This window comes from Streptomyces sp. NPDC007863 (assembly GCF_040633895.1).
Lineage (GTDB): Bacteria > Actinomycetota > Actinomycetes > Streptomycetales > Streptomycetaceae > Streptomyces.
Genome location: NZ_JBEYEI010000007.1, coordinates 199,736 through 220,593, shown reverse-complemented (window position 1 = coordinate 220,593; position 20,858 = coordinate 199,736). Strand labels below are relative to the sequence as shown.

At 74.3% G+C, this 20,858-nt stretch carries 20 protein-coding genes and 6 tRNA genes; 12 read left to right on the top strand and 14 right to left on the bottom strand.

The window, feature by feature from the left end; translation table 11 throughout:
* Positions 1-2: 2 nt before the first annotated feature.
* Positions 3-185: a hypothetical protein gene (locus ABZ621_RS13740; protein WP_360603942.1), complete on the bottom strand. Its 183-nt coding sequence runs from the start codon at positions 183-185 to the stop codon at positions 3-5.
* A 132-nt stretch (positions 186-317) separates the two neighbouring features.
* Entirely contained in the window at positions 318-761 is a 444-nt protein-coding gene (locus ABZ621_RS13735; protein WP_360603940.1) for a hypothetical protein, read from the bottom strand.
* Between the two features lie 181 nt (positions 762-942).
* On the opposite strand from ABZ621_RS13735, the gene ABZ621_RS13730 reads away from it, so the two are divergent.
* Positions 943-1,455: a DsbA family protein gene (locus ABZ621_RS13730; protein ID WP_360603938.1), complete on the top strand. Its 513-nt coding sequence runs from the start codon at positions 943-945 to the stop codon at positions 1,453-1,455.
* Between the two features lie 15 nt (positions 1,456-1,470).
* On the opposite strand, the gene ABZ621_RS13725 is transcribed toward ABZ621_RS13730, so the two are convergent.
* The 3 genes from ABZ621_RS13725 to ABZ621_RS13715 are packed head-to-tail and all read right to left on the bottom strand — an operon-like array spanning position 1,471 to position 4,263.
* Positions 1,471-2,310 (bottom strand): GNAT family N-acetyltransferase, encoded by an 840-nt coding sequence (locus ABZ621_RS13725; RefSeq protein ID WP_360603936.1) that lies wholly within the window; start codon positions 2,308-2,310, stop codon positions 1,471-1,473.
* 43 nt (positions 2,311-2,353) lie between these two features.
* Positions 2,354-3,184, bottom strand: a complete 831-nt coding sequence (locus tag ABZ621_RS13720) for an aminodeoxychorismate lyase (RefSeq protein WP_360603934.1) — start codon at positions 3,182-3,184, stop codon at positions 2,354-2,356.
* Positions 3,181-4,263 (bottom strand): chorismate-binding protein, encoded by a 1,083-nt coding sequence (locus ABZ621_RS13715; RefSeq protein WP_360603932.1) that lies wholly within the window; start codon positions 4,261-4,263, stop codon positions 3,181-3,183. The genes ABZ621_RS13720 and ABZ621_RS13715 overlap by 4 nt, the downstream gene beginning before the upstream one ends.
* A 233-nt stretch (positions 4,264-4,496) precedes the next feature.
* Between ABZ621_RS13715 and ABZ621_RS13710 the strand changes: the two genes are divergently transcribed.
* The 6 genes from ABZ621_RS13710 (at position 4,497) to ABZ621_RS13685 (ending at position 5,063) form a co-directional block, all read left to right on the top strand.
* Positions 4,497-4,569: transfer RNA gene (locus ABZ621_RS13710), tRNA-Gly, on the top strand.
* Positions 4,570-4,608: 39 nt separating this feature from the next.
* Positions 4,609-4,682, top strand: a tRNA-Cys gene (locus tag ABZ621_RS13705).
* Between the two features lies 1 nt (position 4,683).
* Positions 4,684-4,755: transfer RNA gene (locus ABZ621_RS13700), tRNA-Val, on the top strand.
* Between the two features lie 32 nt (positions 4,756-4,787).
* A tRNA-Val gene (locus tag ABZ621_RS13695) sits at positions 4,788-4,862 on the top strand.
* Between the two features lie 27 nt (positions 4,863-4,889).
* Positions 4,890-4,964: transfer RNA gene (locus ABZ621_RS13690), tRNA-Val, on the top strand.
* A gap of 27 nt (positions 4,965-4,991) precedes the next feature.
* Positions 4,992-5,063 (top strand) — tRNA-Val (locus tag ABZ621_RS13685).
* A gap of 121 nt (positions 5,064-5,184) precedes the next feature.
* Here ABZ621_RS13685 and ABZ621_RS13680 read toward each other — a convergent pair.
* The 3 genes from ABZ621_RS13680 to ABZ621_RS13670 form a co-directional block, all read right to left on the bottom strand.
* Positions 5,185-5,469, bottom strand: coding sequence for a zf-TFIIB domain-containing protein (locus ABZ621_RS13680; protein ID WP_189949499.1), 285 nt, complete (start codon positions 5,467-5,469; stop codon positions 5,185-5,187).
* 47 nt (positions 5,470-5,516) lie between these two features.
* The gene (locus ABZ621_RS13675; protein ID WP_360603930.1) at positions 5,517-6,473 is read right to left on the bottom strand and encodes an aminoglycoside phosphotransferase family protein; all 957 of its coding nucleotides are present in this window, start codon (positions 6,471-6,473) and stop codon (positions 5,517-5,519) included.
* 154 nt (positions 6,474-6,627) lie between these two features.
* Positions 6,628-6,795: a hypothetical protein gene (locus ABZ621_RS13670; protein WP_189849773.1), complete on the bottom strand. Its 168-nt coding sequence runs from the start codon at positions 6,793-6,795 to the stop codon at positions 6,628-6,630.
* Between the two features lie 508 nt (positions 6,796-7,303).
* Here ABZ621_RS13670 and ABZ621_RS13665 point away from each other — a divergent pair.
* The gene (locus ABZ621_RS13665) at positions 7,304-8,473 is read left to right on the top strand and encodes a serine/threonine-protein kinase (protein WP_360603927.1); all 1,170 of its coding nucleotides are present in this window, start codon (positions 7,304-7,306) and stop codon (positions 8,471-8,473) included.
* Positions 8,474-8,487: 14 nt separating this feature from the next.
* Here ABZ621_RS13665 and ABZ621_RS13660 read toward each other — a convergent pair whose 3' ends face one another.
* From ABZ621_RS13660 to ABZ621_RS13635, 6 genes are all read right to left on the bottom strand, one after another.
* On the bottom strand, positions 8,488-9,306 hold the full coding sequence (locus ABZ621_RS13660; RefSeq protein ID WP_360603925.1) for an RNA methyltransferase: 819 nt from the start codon (positions 9,304-9,306) through the stop codon (positions 8,488-8,490).
* A 91-nt stretch (positions 9,307-9,397) separates the two neighbouring features.
* Complete coding sequence (cobA, locus tag ABZ621_RS13655; protein WP_360603923.1) at positions 9,398-10,639, bottom strand: uroporphyrinogen-III C-methyltransferase; 1,242 nt, start codon at positions 10,637-10,639, stop codon at positions 9,398-9,400.
* Positions 10,640-11,068: 429 nt separating this feature from the next.
* Positions 11,069-14,668 carry a nicotinate-nucleotide--dimethylbenzimidazole phosphoribosyltransferase gene (gene cobT, locus ABZ621_RS13650; protein WP_360603921.1) on the bottom strand — a complete coding sequence of 1,200 codons (3,600 nt, stop codon included), beginning with the start codon at positions 14,666-14,668 and terminating at the stop codon, positions 11,069-11,071.
* 314 nt (positions 14,669-14,982) lie between these two features.
* The gene (gene cbiE / locus ABZ621_RS13645) at positions 14,983-16,206 is read right to left on the bottom strand and encodes a precorrin-6y C5,15-methyltransferase (decarboxylating) subunit CbiE (protein ID WP_360603919.1); all 1,224 of its coding nucleotides are present in this window, start codon (positions 16,204-16,206) and stop codon (positions 14,983-14,985) included.
* 72 nt (positions 16,207-16,278) lie between these two features.
* Positions 16,279-16,914 (bottom strand): GNAT family N-acetyltransferase, encoded by a 636-nt coding sequence (locus ABZ621_RS13640; protein ID WP_360603917.1) that lies wholly within the window; start codon positions 16,912-16,914, stop codon positions 16,279-16,281.
* A gap of 351 nt (positions 16,915-17,265) precedes the next feature.
* Positions 17,266-18,258, bottom strand: a complete 993-nt coding sequence (locus ABZ621_RS13635; RefSeq protein ID WP_360603915.1) for a LuxR C-terminal-related transcriptional regulator — start codon at positions 18,256-18,258, stop codon at positions 17,266-17,268.
* 263 nt (positions 18,259-18,521) lie between these two features.
* Between ABZ621_RS13635 and ABZ621_RS13630 the strand changes: the two genes are divergently transcribed.
* The 4 genes from ABZ621_RS13630 to ABZ621_RS13615 form a co-directional block, all read left to right on the top strand.
* A complete protein-coding gene (locus ABZ621_RS13630) occupies positions 18,522-18,767 on the top strand; it encodes a hypothetical protein (protein ID WP_360603913.1) in 246 nt (81 codons plus the stop codon).
* A gap of 166 nt (positions 18,768-18,933) precedes the next feature.
* Positions 18,934-19,107, top strand: coding sequence for a hypothetical protein (locus ABZ621_RS13625; RefSeq protein ID WP_360603911.1), 174 nt, complete (start codon positions 18,934-18,936; stop codon positions 19,105-19,107).
* 176 nt (positions 19,108-19,283) lie between these two features.
* Positions 19,284-20,120, top strand: a complete 837-nt coding sequence (locus ABZ621_RS13620; protein ID WP_360603909.1) for a hypothetical protein — start codon at positions 19,284-19,286, stop codon at positions 20,118-20,120.
* A 112-nt stretch (positions 20,121-20,232) separates the two neighbouring features.
* Positions 20,233-20,858: CHAP domain-containing protein (locus ABZ621_RS13615; protein WP_360603907.1), on the top strand; the 626-nt coding region annotated here is incomplete at its 3' end.

Genomic DNA, 20,858 nt, shown 5'->3' with positions numbered 1-20,858 from the left:
CCTCAGAGCACGTAGAGGTCGTGCAGGGCCGCCATCAGGAGCAGGGCCCCGATCACCGTCAGGAAGATCATCAGCGGCGGCTGCGACAGCGCGTAGAGACAGCCCCTCGGCTCGTCGACCGGCGGATCGGCGGCGGGCACGGACTCGGCGGAGGCGGGGGCGGGTTCCCGCGAGGTTTCGAGCATCTCGGGGGGATGATCGCGCACCGCGGACCCCGGGAAGGCCGGAATCCGCCCTTGGACGGGGCGGTTCATCCCTTCCCGTGGATCTCCGGATCACCGCCCGGTCGCGGCCCGGCAGGCAACGGCCAGAAGCGGTCAGATTCCGTGCTTCTTCAGAATCGCCTCGATGTCGCTGAAGTCCTCGGCCTCCCCGCCACGGGCGGGCGTGCCCGACGCGGGACGGGCCAGGGCCTCACGGGCCGACGCGGTGGCGGAGGCCGGGGACGAGGCGCCGGGCGCGACCGCCTCGGGCCGCGCTCCCCCGTCCACCGCTTTCCGGCCACCCCGGCGGCGCTCCACGCCCCGGGCCGTCAGCAGGAGCAGCCAGGCCGCGCCGAGCACTCCGAAGCCGACCCAGGCGACCGGGCTGAAGACGGTGTCGAAGGCCCACTCGACGGCACCGGTCATCACCAGGCCGAGCGGCACGAGCGACCAGCCGGCGATCCGCGCCGCGCTCAGGTACTTCTTCCGGTACGCCGTGATCGCGGCGATGCCCAGGCCCGCCGCGGACACCGCGGAGAAGATGGTCTCGGCCAGCATGCGATCCTCCAGGTCCCGGGTGATACGTCCCTTCCATCCTGCACCGGTCCACCCGCCGGAGGCCACGCCCACGGGCCGGTCTCAGGGAGATCTCCGGGTCGTCCCGGACGGGATCTCCTCCTCAGGTCCCGGTGCCGTGCCGATGCGGGACCCGTGCCGACCTGCTGGAAGACTGCCGTCCATGACAGACTCCACCACCGCCCCCTCCCCCGTCGTCCTGGAGGCCTGGTTCGACCTCCAGTGCCCCGACTGCTTCCGGGCCCTCGACGACGTCCGCGCGCTGCGCGCGGCCTACGGCGACCGGCTCGACATCCAGCTGCGCCACTTCCCGCTCACCAAGAACAAGCACGCCTACGCCGCCGCCCAGGCCGCCGAGGAGGCGACCGACCAGGGACAGGGCTGGGCCTACGTGGAGGCGCTGCTCGCCAGGACCGCCGAGCTCGCCGACCGGGGCGAGCCGGTGCTCATGGAGGTGGCGGCCGGACTCGGCCTGGACGCCGAGGAGTTCGACACGGCGCTGATCGACGGACGGCACCTGCTCACGGTCGACGCCGACCAGGCCGAGGGCCAGGCCCTCAAGATCACCGGCACCCCGACCTACGTCATCGGCGGGGAGCGCCTCGACGGCGGGCAGAACCAGGACGGGCTGCGCGCCCGGATCGAGGAGATCGCCGACCGCCTGCTGGCCGGCTGACCCGGGCGCCGCGTCTCAGAGCAGCCGCTTGGCGCTGTTGACGTGGGTCGTGCGGTAGCCGAGCGACTCGTACAGGCGGATCGCCGGGGTGTTGCCCGCGAAGACGTGCAGTCCGAGCCGGTGCTCCCCGGCCTCCCGCGCCACGCGCTCGGCCAGCAGCATCAGCGCCCGGCCGTACCCCCGGCCGCGCCGCTCCGCCGCGACCTTGATGTCGTAGACGTACGAGGCGCTGACGCCGGGTTCCAGCTCGCGCACCCCGGTCCACACGTTGCCGACGACCCGGCCGTCGGCGAGGGCCACGTGGAACGCCGTGCCGGGGCTGGCGAGCCCCTGGGGCAGCAGCTCGCGGTGGCTGGCCTCCGCCTTGGCGCGGGCCTGGTCCTCGGGCACGCCCCGGTCGACCCAGCTCCGCGCGAAGGACTCCCTGGCCGTCGCCTGCCAGGCGGTGAACTCGTCCTCGGTCATCGGCCGCACCTCGACGCCGGGCGGCAGCGCGGGCGACCGGTCCGCGAGCTCCTTCAGCATGTTCCGGCTGAGCTCGGCGTAGCCGAGCGCCCGGGCCAGGCCGAGGGCGGCGATGGCGTCGGCCGGCATCGATATCCGGACGTCCGAGCAGCCCCAGGCGCGCAGCACCTCCTCGGCGGCGAGCGCCGCCACCGTCCCCCGCCCCCGGCCGCGGTCCGGCTCGTCGACCCACAGGCGGTCGACCCTCCCCGACGCGGCTCCGAAGCCGGGATCGGTGGCGACGCGGACGGAACCGACCCGGCGGCTGTTCACGCAGATGTCGTAGACGCGGGAACGGCCGCCGTCGGCGGAGTGCTGGAGCGGCTCGGCCGGCCGCAGGGTGGTGGTCATCAGGGGTGTTCTACCCATCCGGGAAGGCCCCGTCATCCGGATTTCAGCCGAGCTTCGGGTCCCGGTCGGCGGCGGCCCGCTCCTCGAAGACCCGCATGGCCTTGGCGGTCACCGGGCCGGGGGCGGCGGCGAGTTCGCGGCCGTCGACGCGGTGGACGGCCTGGACGTCGCGCAGCGTGGAGGTGAGGAAGACCTCCTCCGCGGTCTCCAGGACGTCGAACGGCAGGTCGGCCTCGACGGCGCCGGTCCACTCGACGGCGAGCGCGCGGGTGATGCCGGCGAGGCAGCCGGAGGAGACGGGCGGGGTGTGGATCCGGCCGTCGAGCACGACGAAGACGTTGGAGCCGGTGCCCTCGCAGAGCCGGCCGACGGTGTTGGCGAAGAGGGCCTCGGTGGCGCCGGCCTCCTTGGCCCGGGCCAGGGCGACGACGTTCTCCCCGTACGAGGTGGTCTTCAGGCCCGTGAGGGCGCCGCGCTCGTTGCGGGTCCAGGGGACGGTGACCACGGCGGTGGTGTCGGCGCGGCGGGAGGTCTCCCCGACGGCGACGACGAGGCTCGGGCCGGCGTCGCCGCGCTCCGAGCCGAGCGGGGAGAGGCCGCCGGTGTAGGTGATCCGCAGCCGGCCGAGCTCCATCGGGTTGGCCGCGAGGACGGCGGCGCAGGCCCGGCGGACCTCGTCGAGGTCCGGGTCGGGCAGGCCGAGGCCGCGGGCGGAGCGGGTGAGCCGCTCCAGGTGGAGGGTGAGAGCAAACGTTTCGCCGCGCTCGGCCTTGACCGTCTCGAAAATGCCGTCGCCGACGGTCAGTCCGTGGTCCAGGACGGAGACCCGGGCGGTCTCCTCGTCGTGCAGCCCGCCGTTGACCCAGATTTTCATCGAGAGATGGCCTTTCCGCTCGCTCCTGGGACCTCGCCGTCCCGGGCGCCTGACTCGTAGGCGCCCGACGCTATCGCGACCAGCCGGGCCGCCTTCAGCTCGGTCTCCTCCCACTCCCGCTCGGGGTCGGAGCCCCAGGTGATGCCGGCGCCGGTGCCGAAGCGCAGCACGCCGAACGGCCGGTCGATCCAGAAGGTGCGGATGCCGACGGCCAGCTCGCCGTGGCCGCCGTCCGCGTCCACCCAGCCGATGCCGCCGCAGTACGGCCCCCGGGGCGCGGTCTCCAGCGCCTCGATGATCCGCAGCGCGGAGGACTTGGGGGCGCCGGTGACGGAGCCGGGCGGGAAGGTGGCGTCGAGCAGCTCGGGCCAGCCGGCGTCCTCGCGCAGCACACCGCTGACGGTGGAGACGAGGTGGACCAGGCCGGGGTGCTCCTCGATGTCGCAGAGGGCGGGGACGGCGACGGAGCCGGTCTCGCAGACGCGGCCGAGGTCGTTGCGGACCAGGTCCACGATCATCACGTTCTCGGCGTGGTCCTTGGGGAGCAGGTCGGCGGCGGTCCTGCCGGTGCCCTTGATGGGACCGGAGGAGACCCGGCCGCCGTCGCGCCGCAGATACAGCTCGGGCGAGGCGGTGGCGATCTCCACGCCGTGCGCGGGCAGCCGGATCGTCCCCGCGTACGGGGCGGGGTTGCCGGCCGCGAGCAGCGAGGTGAGGGCGTCCACGTCGGCGGCTGCCGGATCGGGGAGCGGCGCGGTCATCACCCGGCAGAGGTTCGCCTGGTAGACCTCGCCGCGCGCTATGTGCTCGCGCACCGCCCGTACGCCGGCGGTGTACGCGGCGCGGTCGAGCGACGACGTCCAGTCGCCGGGGCCGGGGCCGATCCACGCGCCGGGGACGGCGGCGGGCACCGGCGCCCTGCGGACGTCTCCGAAGCGGGCGCAGGTGAGCCGGCCCTCGAAGTCGGCGCAGACGGCCCAGAAGCCGGTGGAGTCGAGCGCCTCGGGATCATGGGTGACGTCCCGCAGGTCGGTCGCGACGAGGCCGCCGAAGCGGGCCAGGGGAGGTAGGTCGTACACGCATCGAGTCTAGGTCGAGCCGCCCCCGGGGCACGGGGTGCGCGGGGAGCGGGGCTCCGCGCGACCTCGGGGACACGGCGGGTGAACACCGTTCGAACCCTCCGGGAGCCGCCGCCGGGCGCGTCGAAGGGCGTGCAGGTCAGCACGCTGCGGAAACGCGTTTTTGTACTGGCCCAGGAATCCGCTAGAGTTCAACACGTCGCCGGGACGCGCAAGCGGGCCGGAAACGACAAGCGGACGTGGCTCAGTTGGTAGAGCATCACCTTGCCAAGGTGAGGGTCGCGAGTTCGAATCTCGTCGTCCGCTCGATGTGGGGGATCTTCCCGAACCCCCGTTATCACTCCTGGTGGAGTGGCCGAGAGGCGAGGCAACGGCCTGCAAAGCCGTCTACACGGGTTCAAATCCCGTCTCCACCTCCAAGGACGATTAGCTCAGCGGGAGAGCGCTTCCCTGACACGGAAGAGGTCACTGGTTCAATCCCAGTATCGTCCACTGGATCTTCGGATCCTGATCTTCGGATCCCCGCGCGATTAGCTCAGCGGGAGAGCGCTTCCCTGACACGGAAGAGGTCACTGGTTCAATCCCAGTATCGCGCACCACTTCACCTGCACCTTCGGGTGCGTCCCGCGCGATTAGCTCAGCGGGAGAGCGCTTCCCTGACACGGAAGAGGTCACTGGTTCAATCCCAGTATCGCGCACCACTTCTCCCGCACCTTCGGGTGCGTCCCGCGCGATTAGCTCAGCGGGAGAGCGCTTCCCTGACACGGAAGAGGTCACTGGTTCAATCCCAGTATCGCGCACAGAAAGACGAAGCCCCCGGCCGCGGTTCGCGGCCGGGGGCTTCGTCGTCGTGCGGGCGGGGGCACGCGCCGGCCCCCGGATCCGCAGGACGGACCCGGGGGCCGGAAGGACGCGGACGGCTCAGGAGGAGAAGAGCATCCGGCCGAAGCCGCGCTGGCGGTAGTGACCGCCGTGGTGGCCGCCGTGCGGGGCGCCCCAGGCGGGGGCGGCGGGGGCGGGCTGGGCCGGGTAGCCGGCCGGCGGGGCGGGCGGGGCCGGCGGGGCCTGCCACTGCGACTCCAGGCGGGTCAGGGCCTCCAGCTCGCCGTAGTCCAGGAAGATCCCGCGGCAGCCGCTGCACTGCTCGATCTGGACGCCGTTGCGGTTGTACGTGTGCATCGCCGCGTGACACTTGGGACACTGCATGCTCGGCTCAACTCCCCTGCCGTTGCCGTTCGTATGACTGCTTCAGCTTATGAGGACGCGGCGGAACCCGGGACGGTTCGGGAAACCGGGATCCTGGCGCAGGTGTCGATCATCACGCCCTCGACCTCGTCGAGCGCGCGGCCCTCCGCCGCCGCCTTGGCGAGCGCGAGCGCCGCGGTCTGCACGGTCAGGGCACGGGCGGGCAGGTCGAGGCGGGCCCACGGGTCCGGCCCGGTGGCCGGGCCGCCGGCCGCCTCGTACGCGCCGAGGAACCGCGCCCACACCTCCGCGGGAAGCAGCCCGGCGGCGAACCAGGCGGCGGGGCGGGCCAGGTCCCAGGCGGGGTCGCCGAGCCCGGCGTCGTCGACGTCGATGAGGCGCCAGTCGCCGCGGAGGTCCCGGACGAGCTGGCCGAGGTGGAAGTCGCCGTGGCACAGGGACGCGCGCGTGCCCCCGGTGCCGGCCTCGCCCATGGCCCCGGTGACGGTCCGCCAGGCCGCGAGGACGGTGGCGGTCGCCGGGTGGTCCGGCGCGGCGCGGAGCATCCGCCCGACGGCGAGCGCCGCCTTCACGGGAGCCCGCATCGCGGGCAGCGGGCCGGGCGGGGGCGGGGTGCGGTGGAGCAGGGCGAGCAGCCGGGCCGCGTCCTCCCAGGGCGCCGCGTCGGGGTCGCCGGGATCGACCGGAGGCCCGTACGGCCACACCGTCACCGGCCGTCCCGCGACCCGCTCGGTTCTGGGCCCCGGGACCGGCGGCAGGAGGATCCCGCCGAGGGCGGGGTCGCCGGCGAGCGCGACCCGCAGCGCGTGCGGACCGTCCTCCGTGCCGGGGGCGTGCGCCTTGGCGACGATCCCGCCGTGCCGTACGACGGCCCCGTCCTCGCGGTCCGCGAGCACCCGGACCGCCTCCGGATCGCACCCGCACCGCTCCCCGCCGTGCACCGCCCCCCGCGCGATCAGGGCCAGCGCCCCCAGCACGTCGCCGCCGCTCTCCACGAACTCCATCCGGCGAGAGTACGCCCGGGTCCGGACACGCGGAGGGGCCGGTCGGCTCCCCGGCCGACCGGCCCCTGCGCTGTCGTCCGCCGCACCCCCGTCCCCACGGGGCTGTCGGCCGATGTCCCCGACCCGGGCCGCTCTCCCGGGTCCGGGGCGCCGCTCAGCGCCCCAGCATCACGCCCACGGACGACGCCTGTGTGACCACCGCTTCCCAGCCGCCGAAGACGACCACGAGCAGGGCCGCGAGGGGGAGGACCATGGCGGTGGCCACCAGGGGGTGACGGCGTCCCGCGGGGCGGGTGGTCGGCCGGTGTGCCGTGTGGGCCATGGTCCTCTCCTGTCGCTGTCTCTTGCCGGTTCTCGGTGCGGTGGGCGCGTGTTCCTCGGGGGACGAGAGTCGCGCCCACCGCATGACCTCAACAGTAGGGAGCGGGACCGCCCGGGGCGTCATGCCCGCGTACCGGCTTCCGGGCCTACGGGAGGATGACGCCGCTCCCCCCGGCGTACTCCCCTGGGTGGAGACGGGGGCGCGCGGGTGGGGGTCTTCCCGGAGGGGACGCGCCCCCGCGTGACTTGGGTCACGTCGGAGGGGGAGCGGGGTGCGCCGGGGTGCGCGGACCTGGGCGGAGGTACCCGGCGCGGGGCGGCGGGAGTTGTCCGGGGCCGTTGTCAAGTGGGCTGGACGGCAAGGGGTGTTGGCGGGGAGAGTCGGTGCGGCACGGGGCCGTCGTCCCCCTCAGCACTGACAATCGAAGCCGGTGGGAGGGCGCGGCCTATGAGCGCGCGGGGGCGCCACTACGTAAGCTGTGCCACGTCGAACGGACGAGGGGACGGACATGGCGATGATGCGGCTCCGGCGCGAGGACCCGCGGATCGTCGGGGCGTTCAGGCTCCACCGCAGACTCGGCGCCGGAGGGATGGGGGTCGTGTACCTCGGCTCCGACCGGCGCGGGCAGCGGGTGGCGCTGAAGGTGATCCGCCCGGACCTCGCCGAGGACCAGGAGTTCCGCTCGCGGTTCGCCCGTGAGGTGTCGGCGGCCCGGCGGATCCGCGGCGGCTGCACCGCCCGGCTGGTCGCCGCCGACCTGGACGCCGACCGTCCCTGGTTCGCCACCCAGTACGTGCCCGGGCCCTCGCTGCACGACCGGGTCGCCGAGGAGGGTCCGCTGCGGGCCGCCGACGTGGCCTCGATCGGCGCCGCCCTGTCGGAGGGCCTGGTCGCCGTCCACGAGGCCGGGGTCGTGCACCGGGACCTGAAGCCGTCGAACATCCTGCTCTCCCCCAAGGGCCCCCGCATCATCGACTTCGGGATCGCCTGGGCCACCGGGGCCAGCACCCTCACGCACGTCGGCACGGCGGTCGGCTCCCCCGGCTTCCTCGCGCCCGAGCAGGTGCGGGGCGCGGCCGTCACCCCGGCGACGGACGTCTTCTCGCTCGGTGCCACCCTCGCGTACGCCTCGATGGGCGACTCCCCCTTCGGACACGGCAGTTCCGAGGTCATGCTCTACCGCGTGGTCCACGAGGAGGCCCAGCTCCAGGGGGTACCCGACGCGCTCGCACCGCTGATCCGGGCCTGTCTGGCGAAGGACCCGGAGGACCGCCCCAGCACGCTCCAGCTGTCGATGCGGCTCAAGGAGATCGCGGCCCGCGAGGCGCAGGGCCTGCCGTCCGCGCGGACGCCGGCCCCGCGCGAGCGGATGGAGGAGCGCGGCACGCTGCGGCCGACCGAGCGGTACACGGAGCGGGACGCGCCGGGCCGCGAGCCGGAGCGGGCCGCGGCCCGGGGGCGGGGCGCCGCACCGTCCTCGCGCCCTTCGGCGCCCCCGCGCACCGGCGGCTCCCGCAATCCGCAGTCGCGTCCCGGGACCCGTCCGGGGGCGCGGACCACGTCCACCGGCCGCCGCCCGGCCAACCCCCGGCTGCTGCGCCAGCGGCTCGTGGTCTTCGTGGTGGTGACCCTCCTGGTGGCGCTGGGCATCGCCGCCGCCCAGGCCCTCCAGGGCTGAGCGGCGGGGCCCGGCTACGCCTCGGGGCGGCCGGCCGTCACCGCGTAGAAGGCGACGGCCGCGGCCGCGCCCACGTTGAGGGAGTCGACGCCGTGGGCCATCGGGATGCGGACCCACTCGTCGGCGGCGCGCAGCGCCTGGGTGGAGAGGCCTTCGCCCTCCGCGCCGAGCATCAGGGCGACCCGGTCGAGGCGGTGCGGGGCGGCCTCGTCCATGGCGGTGGCCTTCTCGGCCGGGGTGAGCGCGAGGAGCTTGAAGCCCGCTTCCCGTACCGCCTCCAGACCGCGCGGCCAGGTGTCCAGGCGGGCGTACGGGACGGAGAAGACCGCGCCCATGGAGACCTTCACCGAGCGGCGGTAGAGCGGGTCGGCGCAGTCCGGGGAGAGCAGGACGGCGTCCATGCCGAGGGCGGCGGCGCTGCGGAAGATGGCGCCGATGTTGGTGTGGTCGTTGACCGCCTCCATGACGGCCACCCGACGGGCGCCCGCGAGGAGTTCGGCGGGCTCGGGGAGCGGCTTGCGCTGCATGGAGGCGAGGGCGCCGCGGTGCACGTGGTAGCCGGTGACGCGCTCGGCGAGGTCGGGCTGGATCGCGTACACCGGCGCGGGGACCTCGTCGATGACGTCGCGCATGACGTCGACCCACTTGGCGGAGAGCAGCATCGACCGCATCTCGTAACCGGCCTGCTTGGCGCGGCGGATGACCTTCTCGCCCTCGGCGATGAACAGGCCCTCGGCGGGCTCGCGCCGGCGGCGCAGCTCGACGTCGGTCAGGCCGGTGTAGTCGTGGAGGCGGGGGTCGTCGGCGTCGGTGATCGTGATGATTTCGGCCACGGGGTGATACTGCCTTGTCCGGGGTGTGGTGCCAATGCGCGGGACGGGCGGCGGTCGCCGCCCGTCCCGGCCGGGTGGATGAGTGGTCGCGTCAGCGGGTGAGCTTGTCGGGGCCCTCCGCGACGACCGGGCCGATGACGATGACGGCCGGCGGACGGACGTCCTCGGCCTTCACGACCTCGGCGACCGTCGCGAGGGTGGCGTCGACCCGGCGCTGGGTCGCGGTGGTGCCCTCCTGGACGAGGGCGAGCGGGGTGTCGGGGGCCTTGCCGTGGGCGACGAGCGCCTCGGCGATCTTCCCTATCTTGTCGACGCCCATGAGGATCACCAGGGTGCCGGTGAGCTTGGCGAGCGAGGCCCAGTCGACGAGCGAGCGCGGGTCGTCGGGGGCGACGTGCCCGCTGACCACGGTGAACTCGTGGGCGACGCCCCGGTGGGTGACCGGGATGCCGGCGGCGCCGGGGACCGAGATGGAGCTGGAGATGCCGGGCACGACGGTGCAGGCGATGCCCTCGGCGGCGAGCGCCTGCGCCTCCTCCATGCCCCGGCCGAAGACGAACGGGTCGCCGCCCTTGAGACGGACCACGGACTTCCCGGCCTTGGCGTGCTCGATCAGCGCGTTGTTGATGGCCTCCTGGGCCATGAAGCGGCCGTACGGGATCTTCGCCGCGTCGATCACCTCGACGTGCGGCGGCAGTTCGTCCAGGAGGTCGCGGGGGCCGAGCCGGTCGGCGATGACGACGTCGGCCTCGGCGAGCAGCCGGCGGCCGCGGACGGTGATGAGGTCGGGGTCGCCGGGGCCGCCGCCGACGAGGGCGACGAAGGGCGTACGGGCGCGCTGCGCGGGGGCGGCGAGGGAGCCGTCGCGCAGGCCCTCCAGGACGGCGTCGCGGACGGCGGCCGAGCGGCGCGGGTCGTGGCCGGTGAGGACGGCGACGGTGACGCCGGCGCCGCGGCCGGTGGCCGGGGTCCAGGCGGTGGCGGCCTCGGCGTCGTCGGAGCGGACGCACCAGACGCGGGCGCGCTCGGCCTCGGCGGAGGCGGCGGCGTTGGCGGCCGGGTCGGTGGTGGCGACGAGCGCGTACCAGGCCTCGGCCAGGTCGCCGTCCTCGTAGCGGCGGCGCACCCAGGTGATCTCGCCGGCCTCGGCCATGGCCTCCACGGAGGGGGTGGCGGAGGGGGAGATCAGGGTGATGTCGGCGCCGGCGGCGATGAGGGCGGGCAGGCGGCGCTGGGCGACCGTGCCGCCGCCGAGGACGACGACGCGCCGGCCGGCGAGGCGGAGGCCGACGGGGTAGGCGGGGTGCTCGGCGGGCTCGACGTGCTGGGCCATGTGCGGGCGGCTCCTCGGACGGGGCTTGGGCCTGTCCGACCATGTGCGTCGGATCGGGCCGGGTGGTTCGGTGCGTGCGAGCGGCGTGCGGCCGGGGCGCCCTCGTAGCGGAGCTACTCGGGCGCTTCGGCCGTGCGCCGATCGTGCGTGCCGGGCGGGCCGGACCCGACGGACGTGGTCGGGCAGGCCCTGGGCCGGCCGCTGCGGCGGTGAAGCGGCTGGTGGGGCGGGCGGGAGGCCCGGTGCACACGATATCGGTGACGTGGCGTGGGCACCTTGTGACCCTCGTCCCTCGGACCGGCGCGGGGCGGCTCCGGAGGGGGCGCGGGGGGGGCGGGGAGGGGCGCGGGGGACGGGGGCGGGGGACATGGGGCGGCCCCGGTGTCGCCCTCCCCCGGGTCGGGGGCGGCGGCACCGGGGCCGTACGGACTACTTCTCCGTGACGCCCGCGGAGTCGAAGGTCGCGACCTCGTGCATGGCGCGGGCCGCGCTCTGCACCAGCGGCAGGGCCAGCAGGGCGCCGGTGCCCTCGCCGAGGCGGAGGTCCAGGTCGACCAGCGGGCGCAGGCCCAGCTTGTTGAGCGCGGCCACGTGGCCGGGCTCGGCGCTGCGGTGGCCCGCGATGCAGGCGGCCAGCGACTCGGGGGCGATGGCGCGGGCGACCAGGGCGGCCGCGCCGGTGGAGACGCCGTCGAGGATCACCGGGGTGCGCAGCGAGGAGGCGCCCAGGATGAAGCCGACGAGGGCGGCGTGCTCCAGGCCGCCGATCTGCGACAGGACGCCGATCGGGTCCTGCGGGTCCGGCTTGTGCAGGTCGAGGGCGCGGCGGACCACGTCGACCTTGCGGGCGTGGGTCTCGTCGTTGATGCCCGTGCCGCGGCCGGTGACCTCGGCCGGGTCGACGCCGGTGAAGACCGAGATGAGGGCGGCGGACGCGGTGGTGTTCGCGATGCCCATCTCGCCGGTGAGGAGCGCCTTGTTCCCGGCCGCGACGAGGTCGCGGGCGGTCTCGATGCCGACCTCGATCGCGGCGATCGTCTCCTCGCGGGTCATCGCCAGGCCGGTGGTGAAGTCGCCGGAACCGGCGCGGACCTTGCGGGGCAGCAGGCCGGGGGTGGCGGGCAGCTCGCTCGCGACGCCCACGTCGATGACGCAGACCTCGGCGCCTACCTGGTTCGCGAAGGCGTTGCAGACCGCTCCCCCGCCGAGGAAGTTGGCCACCATCTGGCCGGTGACCTCCTGCGGCCAGGGGGTGACGCCCTGGGCGTGCACGCCGTGGTCGCCGGCGAAGATCGCGACGGCGGCGGGCTCCGGGATCGGCGGCGGGCAGACCCGGGAGAGGCCGCAGAGCTGCGCGGAGATGATCTCCAGCATGCCGAGCGCGCCGGCCGGCTTGGTCATCCGCTTCTGCCGCTCCCACGCCTCGCCGAGCGCCTTGGCGTCCAGCGGGCGGATGGCGGCGACGGTCTCCTGGAGCAGGTCGTGCGGGTCCTCGCCGGGCAGGGCGCGTCGGCCGTACGTCTCCTCGTGGACGACCCAGGAGAGCGGGCGGCGCTTGGCCCAGCCGGCCTGCATCAGCTCGGGCTCGTCCGGGAACTCGTCGACGTACCCGACGCAGAGGTACGCGACGACCTCCAGGTGGTCGGGGAGGCCGAGGGCGCGGACCATCTCGCGCTCGTCGAAGAAGCTGACCCAGCCGACGCCGAGGCCCTCGGCGCGGGCGGCGAGCCAGAGGTTCTCGACGGCGAGGGCCGAGGAGTACGGGGCCATCTGCGGCTGCGTGTAGCGGCCGAGGGTGTGCCGGCCGCCCCGGGTGGGGTCGGCGGTCACCACGATGTTGACCGGGGTGTCGAGGATGGCCTCGATCTTCAGTTCCTTGAACTGCTTCGCGCGGGCCTTCGGCAGCGACTTGGCGTAGGCCTCGCGCTGGCGCTGGGCCAGCTCGTGCATGGTCTGCCGGGTCTCGGCGGAGCGGATGACGACGAAGTCCCAGGGCTGCGAGTGGCCGACGCTGGGGGCCGTGTGGGCGGCCTCCAGGACGCGGAGCAGCACCTCGTGCGGGATCGGGTCGGAGCGGAAGCCGTTGCGGATGTCGCGGCGCTCGCGCATCACGCGCAGGACCGCCTCGCGCTCGGCCTCGTCGTAGCCGGGGGCGGCGGGACGCGGCTCCGCCTGCTCGTCGGCGTCCTCGGCCTCCTCGGCCTCGGTCTGCGCCGGGGCCTCGGGGGCGTCCTCGGCGACGACCGGGATCTCCTCGGCCACGGCGACGACGGGGGCCTCGGCGGGCACCTCGGCGGCGGCGTCGGCGAACGCCTCGGCGGGGGACCGCTCGGCCGGGATCTGCTCGGCCTGGGGCTGCTCCGCAGAGGACTGCTCGGCAGAGGGCTGCTCGGAGGCGACGGCCTCGGGCTGGGGCTCCGGCTCGGCTTCGGGGGCGGGCTCCGGCTCGGCCTCGGCGACGGCCTCGACGGGGGCCGCCTCGGCGGCGGGCTCCTCGGCGGCGGGCTCCTCGAACGCGACGGCCACGGTCTCGACCGCCTGCTCGGCGGCGACGGGCTCCTCGACGGCGACGGGCTCGGCCACAACCGCCTCGGCCACGACGGGCTCGGCCACCGGCTCGGTGGCCGGCTCGGCGATCGGCTCCACCGGCTCCACGGGCTCCACGGACTGCTCGGCGGCCGGAACCACCTCGTCCGCGACCTCCTCGGCCGGGATCTCCTCGGCCGCGATCTCCTCGACCGGGGCCTCCGGCGCGGTCTCCGCCGGTACGTCGGCGGGCGCGGCGGCCTCCACGGCCTCGGCCACGGGTGCCTCGGCGGGCTCCTCCGCCACCGGCTCCGCCGTCACGGGCTCCTCGGCCACGGGCTCTGCGGCGGCGGCCTCGGGCTCGCGGGGCGCGGGGACGACGGCCTCGGGGGCCACGGCCTCGGGCGCGACGGCCTCCTGCTCGGGAATCAAGGTCCCGGCCGGCGGGGTCGGGGCGGGCTGCTCTGCGGTCGGGACGGTGCCCTCGACCTGGACGAACAGGCCGCTCGGCGGAACGACCGTTTCTTCGGGGACCTCGGCGGGCGCCGGGGGCTCCTGCGGCTGCGCGGCCCACGGCTCGGCGCCCTGCGGGGCCGTCTGCTGGTCCTGCGCGATCTCGAAGTACTCGGGCCCGGTGGTGGGCGGCCCCGGGGTGCGTACGGGCACGGGCGCGGGACCGGTGGCCACGAGGGGCTCCGGGACGGGCACCGGGGCCGGCGGGGCGGCGGGCACCGGCGCGGCCGGGCCGCGGTCGGCGAGCGAGCGCACCACGCCTCCGGTGGCGGTGTCCGGGACCGGCGGGCCCATGTGGAGCGGGCGGCGCGCGGGGGCGGGCTGCGGGGCGGCCGGCGGCGGCACGCGGACGCCGCCGAGGTCGACGGAGCCGGAGTCGCGGCCGGCGGCCTCGTGGGCGCCGGTGTCGAGGATGCCGGGCTCGTAGCCGTGGGCGGTGGCGACGGGCTCCTGCGGGGCGACCGGGACGCCGTGCGCCGGGGTGCCGAACGGCACGCCCTGCGGCGGGGTGGCGCCGGGCACGGGGACTCCGTGCGCCGGCGTGACCGGGGCGGTGAGCTGGTCGGCGAGGACGAGGCCGTCGGGCAGCGGGCCGGTCAGCGGGTCCGGCAGCGGCCCGGTCAGGGGGTCGGTGAGCGGGTCCGGCAGCGGGTCGGTGAGCGGGTCGCCCATCGGGACGGCCTGCACGGCGGCCTGGGGGGCGGCTCCGAGGTCCTGGCCGAGGGCCTCGGGGGCGCCGCCCTGGGCCGGGACCACGGGCGGGGCGGGGACGGCGACGGGCGGGGCGGGCGCCACGCCGGGGGCGTGCTCGCTCCAGGCGCCCTGGGCGCCCGGCATCAGCAGCATGTCGTCGTCCTCGGGGAGCTGCCCGGGGATGGGGCCGGAGGGGTCCAGGTAGGTGTACGCGCCCGGAGCGGGGATGCCCGGCTGCTCGACCATGCCTGCGTTCTCCGGCAGTCCCTCGCCCGGGACCTGGCCGGTGTCCGTCATGCGTACCCCTCGCCCATCGTTGTCTTCGTTCAGAGCCGCGCCCGTCAACGAGAACGAGCGCCCGCGCCGCGCGGCACGGAGACGCGCCGTCACCCGAGCATTGTCGCGGCCCGCGCCCATCGTGGCAGGCGGATCCGCCACGGTGCGCTGTGGACTGCGCCACGTCGCGCCGTCCCCCCGGTGTCCCGCACGCCGGTGACCACCGAGAACGGGTCAAGACGGTCATCGATTCGGGACATTGACGAACAACCTGCCGAACATCCCCGTGCGGTACAACAATCGGCCAGCCTACCTGCCCCGGTGCCCGGCCGGGGTCAGGGGGCGCCGGCGGTCCGGCGGCCGGAGAGCAGGAAGACGACGGAGCGTTCGCGCTCGGTCCAGTCGGCCGGATCGAGGCCGACGGTCTGGAGGAGGACGGTCTCGACGGCGTAGCCGCCGGCGGCGAGGGCGGTGCCGATCGCCTCGGCCTCGTCGCGGGTGGTGGCGTGCGTGGCGATCCGTTCCGGACGCCGGTCGACGCAGGCGGTGACGACGGGGACGCCGCCGGCCCCGACGCGTACGACGTCGGGTTCGGGGAGGTTCTCCAGGACGTGCGGGGCGCGCCCGGTGACGGTCTGGAGGAGGACGCCGTGGCGGCGGGCGGCGGTCTCGGTGCGGGCGCGGGCGGCGGGGTCGGCGTCGACGGCGATGACGGCGGCGCCGAAGCGGGCGGCCTCGACGGCGAAGCTGCCGCCGGCGCTGCCGACGTCCCAGACGAGGTCGCCGGTGCGGGGGCCGAGCCGGGCGAGCTGGACGGCGCGCAGGGTCGGGTCGTGGCCGATGCCGGGGCGGTCCTCGGAGCCGTACTCCTCCGGGCGGCCCGCCCAGCCGCGGACGGCTCCGGCGGCCGGGTCGTTGCCCATCAGCCAGGGGGCGGCGGAGGCCCCGGTGCCGCCGGCGCCGCCGATGACGAGGACGACGTTGGGATCGCGCCAGGTGTGGTCGGCGGCCTTGTCGGAGGTGAGGACGGAGACCTGTTCGCGAGTGGTGCCGAGCTGTTCGCAGACGACGAAGGTGCGGTGGACGCCGTCGAGGAGGAGGGCGAGTTCGGCGGGGCCGGCGCCCGGGGAGGTGAGGACGGCGACCTTGGGGTGGGCGCGGCAGACGTTGACGGCGCGGCGCAGGGTCTTCTCGTGGGCGACGACGACGTGGGCGTCGTCCCAGGGCATGCCGGCCCGGGCGAAGGCGGCGGCGACGGAGGAGACGGCGGGGACGACCTCGACCTCCAGGCCGTGCTCGGGGGCGCGCAGGGCTCGGACGACGCCGAAGAACCCGGGGTCCCCGTCGGCGAGGACGACGGCGGTGCCGCGGTGGCCGGCGATCCGGCGGGCCGCGAGGCCGACGCTGCCGAGCCGGACGCGCTCGGCGCCGGCGGGTACTTCGGGGAGCGCCAGGTGGTGGGCGGCGCCGGCCACAAGCGTGGCGGCCGAGAGCGCGGAGCCGGCCGCGGCGGTGAGGGGCGAGCCGTCCCAGCCGATCACCGTGACCCGATCGGCCATCGCGTCTGTCTCCTGTGGTGTCGTCGCAGGTCGGGGCGTGTCGAGAGTACCCCGGGCCGACGTCCGGAACGCTCAGCTCCAGTCGGTGTACGAGGAGTATCCGGCCTCGGCCATCTGGTCGGCGACGCCGTCGAGGTCCTCGGGGAGGAGGCCCCAGAGGATGAGGTCGGTGCGGATGTCGGTCCACTCGCCGCTCTCGGTGAGGCTGCGCGCTATCCAGGCGTTGCGCAGCACGCCCTCGCTGATGCAGCCGATCTTCTGGGCGACCTGCTGGGAGGCGGTGTTGTCGGCGGCGGTGCGGAGCTGGAGGCGTTCGAAGCCGCGGTCGCGGAAGAGCCACTGGGCGACGGCGAGGACGGACTCGGTGGCGTACCCCTCGCCGCGGGCCCAGGGGGCGGTGACGTAGGCGACCTCGGTGGCCCGGACGTGCCAGTCGGTCGAGTGGAGGTGGACGGTGCCGACCAGACGCTGCGTCAGGAACTCGGTGACGGCGAGGACGATGCCGCGGCCGGCGGTCCGTTCGGCGGGGGCGATCCGGCGGACCCAGTCCTCGGCGTGGGCGCGGGTGTACGGATGCGGCACCGAGGTCCAGGCGGTGACGAGTTCGTCGTTCATCATCTCGACGAAGGCGGGGATGTCGGCTTCCTCGTACGGGCGCAGCACCAGTCGCTCCGTGTTGATGGAGACGTCCGGGAAGGTGGTAGTCATGCGCAGCTCCATACGTGAAGACCGTGAAGGCACAGCATGCAGCATGGCGTGCCCGGCGCGCATGCGCGGGTGAGCCCAAGGCCCCGCGCGCCGGACGGGGCGGGCGGGGCCTTGTGGTGAAGGACTGTACCGGGGCGGGTGACATGGCGGCCGCGAGAGGAGTCATGGGTGTTGACGGCCGAGACCGACGGCGGTGGACAGCCCGTTCGCGTTCGACAGGCCGTACGCCGTGGAACCCAGTGCCCGCTCCACGGGGCTCGGACCGGTGAGTTCGCTCTCCAGGGCCAACTTCCTCGGCCGGTACGGGGTCTCTGCACGAGCAAAGTCAGGCTGGACCGGTGGACGGCCGTGTCAGACGGAGGAGCGGAGCCAGCCCTTCTCGACGGCGCGGACTCCCGCCTCGAAGCGGCTACGGGCGCCGAGTCGGTCCATGAGGTCGGTGGCGATGCGTCGGGCGGTGCGTGAGGAGACTCCCAACCGCTTCGCGATGGCTTCGTCGGTGTGGCCGTTCGCGAGGAGACGGAGCGTCGCGCTCTGCTGGGCGGTGAGGCCGTACTCGTCGGGTGTGGAACTGCTGCCGAGGGGTCGGGCCGTGGCCCAGATGGTCTCGAAGAGTGCGCAGAGCGCGGTGACGATGCCGTCGCCCGTCAGGACCACGGCCCCGACTGCCGTGTCCTGACTGGTGAGTGGGATGACAGCGGTCTTCCGGTCGACCACGATCATCCGGGTGGGCAGTGTCGGCGCCGTGCGCACCTGGGCGCCGCGGGTGGTCAGCCAGTCGGCATAGCCGAGCGTGGCGTCGTCGTTGCGTACGCTGTCGAGATAGACGGTGCGCACGCGAACGCCTCGGTCGAGGAGCTCCTGATCCAGGGGACGGGACGCCGCCATGGCTTCCGCGGTCTGGGCTCCGTCGGTGTTCAGGCCCATCACCTCTTCCCTGACCTCCCGGGTCAGAGTGGCGAGACGGTCGCGAATCCGGTCGAGACCGATGAGCTGTTCTCCGGGCCCGCCGACCGAAGGAGTGAGGGCGGCGTAGTCGGCGATGAGCCGTGCCGCTGCCTCGCGCGAGGCTTCCAACCGCTGCTGGCGTGCCGCGAGCTCGGCCTGCTGGCGAGCCATCAGCATCTCCATGCCCAGGGCCGGCGGCACGGCCCGCAACTGGCCCTGGGACTCGTACGACGCCCGGACGAGAGTGAGCTCGCTGAGTGTGTCCAGAGCGCTTCGGACCTTGCTCTCGGATATGTCCAGGCTCTGCGCGATGGCTCCCACGCCGCGCTGAGGGTGGGCCAGCATGATCCGGTAGACGGCCTCGGCCGTGCCGTCAAGGCCCAGTTCGACGAGCATCTCTGACATCCCCCCCGGAATGCTTTCGATATGAACACAGATGATCGCAGGATCATGCCAGGCACGTCTGACAGGTGACGAGGGAGAACGCGGAACACGAAGCAGCCTGGCCCATTCCGGCCATGGCCCGAACCGTCCTGTCTGCCGGACATCGGCCCGGTGTCGGCCCTGTAAGCCTTTCGGACATGTACCTGGTTCATGTTCATCTGCGTCGGCCCACGGGGGCTTGCGTCCCCGACGCAATCGGCACCTGGGTGGCCGACATGGCCGTACCCGGTCACGTCGAACACGTCACGATCCACCACGCGACCCTCGGCGACCCCGTCCTCGGCATCTTCTTGCTCGCCGACCGCTTGGAGGAAGCCGAGCACGTCGCGTCGGCCGCTTGTTCGAGGATGCTGGCCGATAAGACGGAGCTGGCGGGTTGGACTCTCATCGAGGCGTACGTGCCGCTCCTGGCCCCCGTCTACGACGCCGCCCACGCGGTGGACCAGGGTGACGTGGACTGATCCGTCCACGGCCGATTCCGTCCACCTGGCAGCTCTTGGCGGGGACTTGAGCTGCGGGAATGCTGGATCTCGCCGCCGGGCAGCCCGGTGGGACCGCGGGACCCGGCATGGCCGGGGGATGCGCTCCGGGCTCGTTCCGCTCACGTCAGGAAAGAGGAATCACGTCATGCTGCGTACCCGTATCGGCACGACCGTCGCCGTCGCCGTCGCCGCCCTCGGCGCCGCCCTCGCTGTCACCGCCGGCACCACCGTCCCGTCCTCCGGCGGCCTGGTCGTCGCCGCGGCCCCGGCGGCCGACACCGTTCCCGTCGCGGGCACCGACAACATGACCTGGCAGTAGCGCCACGCACACGGACGGCGGCTCCCCTTCCCGTACGTGTGTCTCAGCGGGCCCGCCTCGGACGCTGCTCCGAACCCGCTCACCCTTGTCCGTCGCCTCCGGCGAAGAAGCGCCCTCGGACCGAGTGCCCTGGGTCCCCCACCCCGTCGACATCCCCGCAGAGGATTCCCGTAGCCATGCAGTCCGTCAGGTTCCGTGCTCAGCGCCTCGTCACCACCGCTCTGGCGGCCGCCGGACTCGCAGGCCTCCTCACCGCCTGCGGCGGCGCCCAGCCCTCCGCTCCCCAAGCCGCACCGGCGGCTGCAGGAGCGAGCCGCACCGCCCTCCCCGGGGACCCGGGTGCGTCGGCCGTCCCGCAGGACAGCCGGCTCCCGCGCCCCATACGTACCGCCCACACGACCGAGCCCACGCGGCACACCTCCCCTCCGGCGCCCGTGCGCCCCCAGGAGAGTGCGACGGCCCACGCCACGCCCCGCCACACGCAGTCGGTCCGACCCTCTCAGGCGTCGCCCTCCGTCAGGCCCACGGACGCACCACGGCAGCTGCCCGAGGGACGGCTCGCCGTCTCGGACACCGCGCGGCTCACAGCCGAGATCGACGGCCTGCCGTCGTCGGCCCGGCTCGTACCCGGCGCCGCCCCGGTGGAGTTCACCGTGACCTTCCGCAACACCGGGGACGTCGACTTCCCGCTCATCGCCCCCGTGGTGCGCTTCGACCAGTACGAGGGCGGGCTCTCCCCCCTCGGGTCCGTGCCCGGCCACCTGGAGCGCTTCGACCCGGCGAGCGGCACCTGGCAGCCCGCTCCGCTGCCCCAAGCGGCCGGGATGGACTTCCTCCTCGTCGCCACCGGTGGCGCTCCCCTGCCCAGGAACGCGGACATGACGATCCGATACCGGGTCGCGCTCGACGCCGCCCTGGGGGCGGGCGTCACCGAACTCCAGGCGTATGCCGTCGCCCAGCCGTCCAACCACCTGGCCGGAAAGGCCGCGACCAGGGTGACCATCGCGCCCTGAGCCGTACCTGACCGACGAGGCCGCGTCCGATCGGCCCCACGCCTTCCCCGCACACCCAGGCGCCACACGCGCCGCCACCGACTTTGCCATGCCCGAGATCAGGAGATGTCGAATGTCCAAGACCGTTCTTCGCCGTACGCTGCGAGGCGTCCTCGCCACCGCCGTGCTCACCCCCACGCTTGTGTTCGCCGCCGCCCAGACGGCCTCGGCGAGCGTGGGCTCGACGATCATCGGCATCGCCGAGCAGAACCTCGGCAACGGCCCGTGCGACACGAACAGCGAGGGAGGGTCCGGTTACTACAACAGCTGCGTCGAACCCTGGTGCGCCGACTTCGCGAAGTGGGTCTGGGCGCAGTCCGGTGTGAACGTCTCGGGGCTCACTCCCGCCGCCGGCAGCTTCGGCCAGTACAACGGCGGGCTGACGCAGACCCCGCACGTCGGCGACGCGGTGGTCTTCAACTACAACGGTGCCGGGTACGCCGACCACGTGGCGCTGGTCAAGTCGATCAACGCCGACGGCACCATCACCATCATCGGCGGCAACCAGAACAACTCGGTGACCTACGGCACCATCAAGAACGGCTACTACAACACCCAGAAGGTCGACGGCTACGTCTCGCCGATCGGTGGCGTGGATTCCGACCCCGCTCCGGTGTTCACGCAGACGGCCGCGGCGGACTTCAACGGCGACGGCGAGGCCGACATCATCGCCCGCGACGCCTCCGCCCAGCTGAAGAT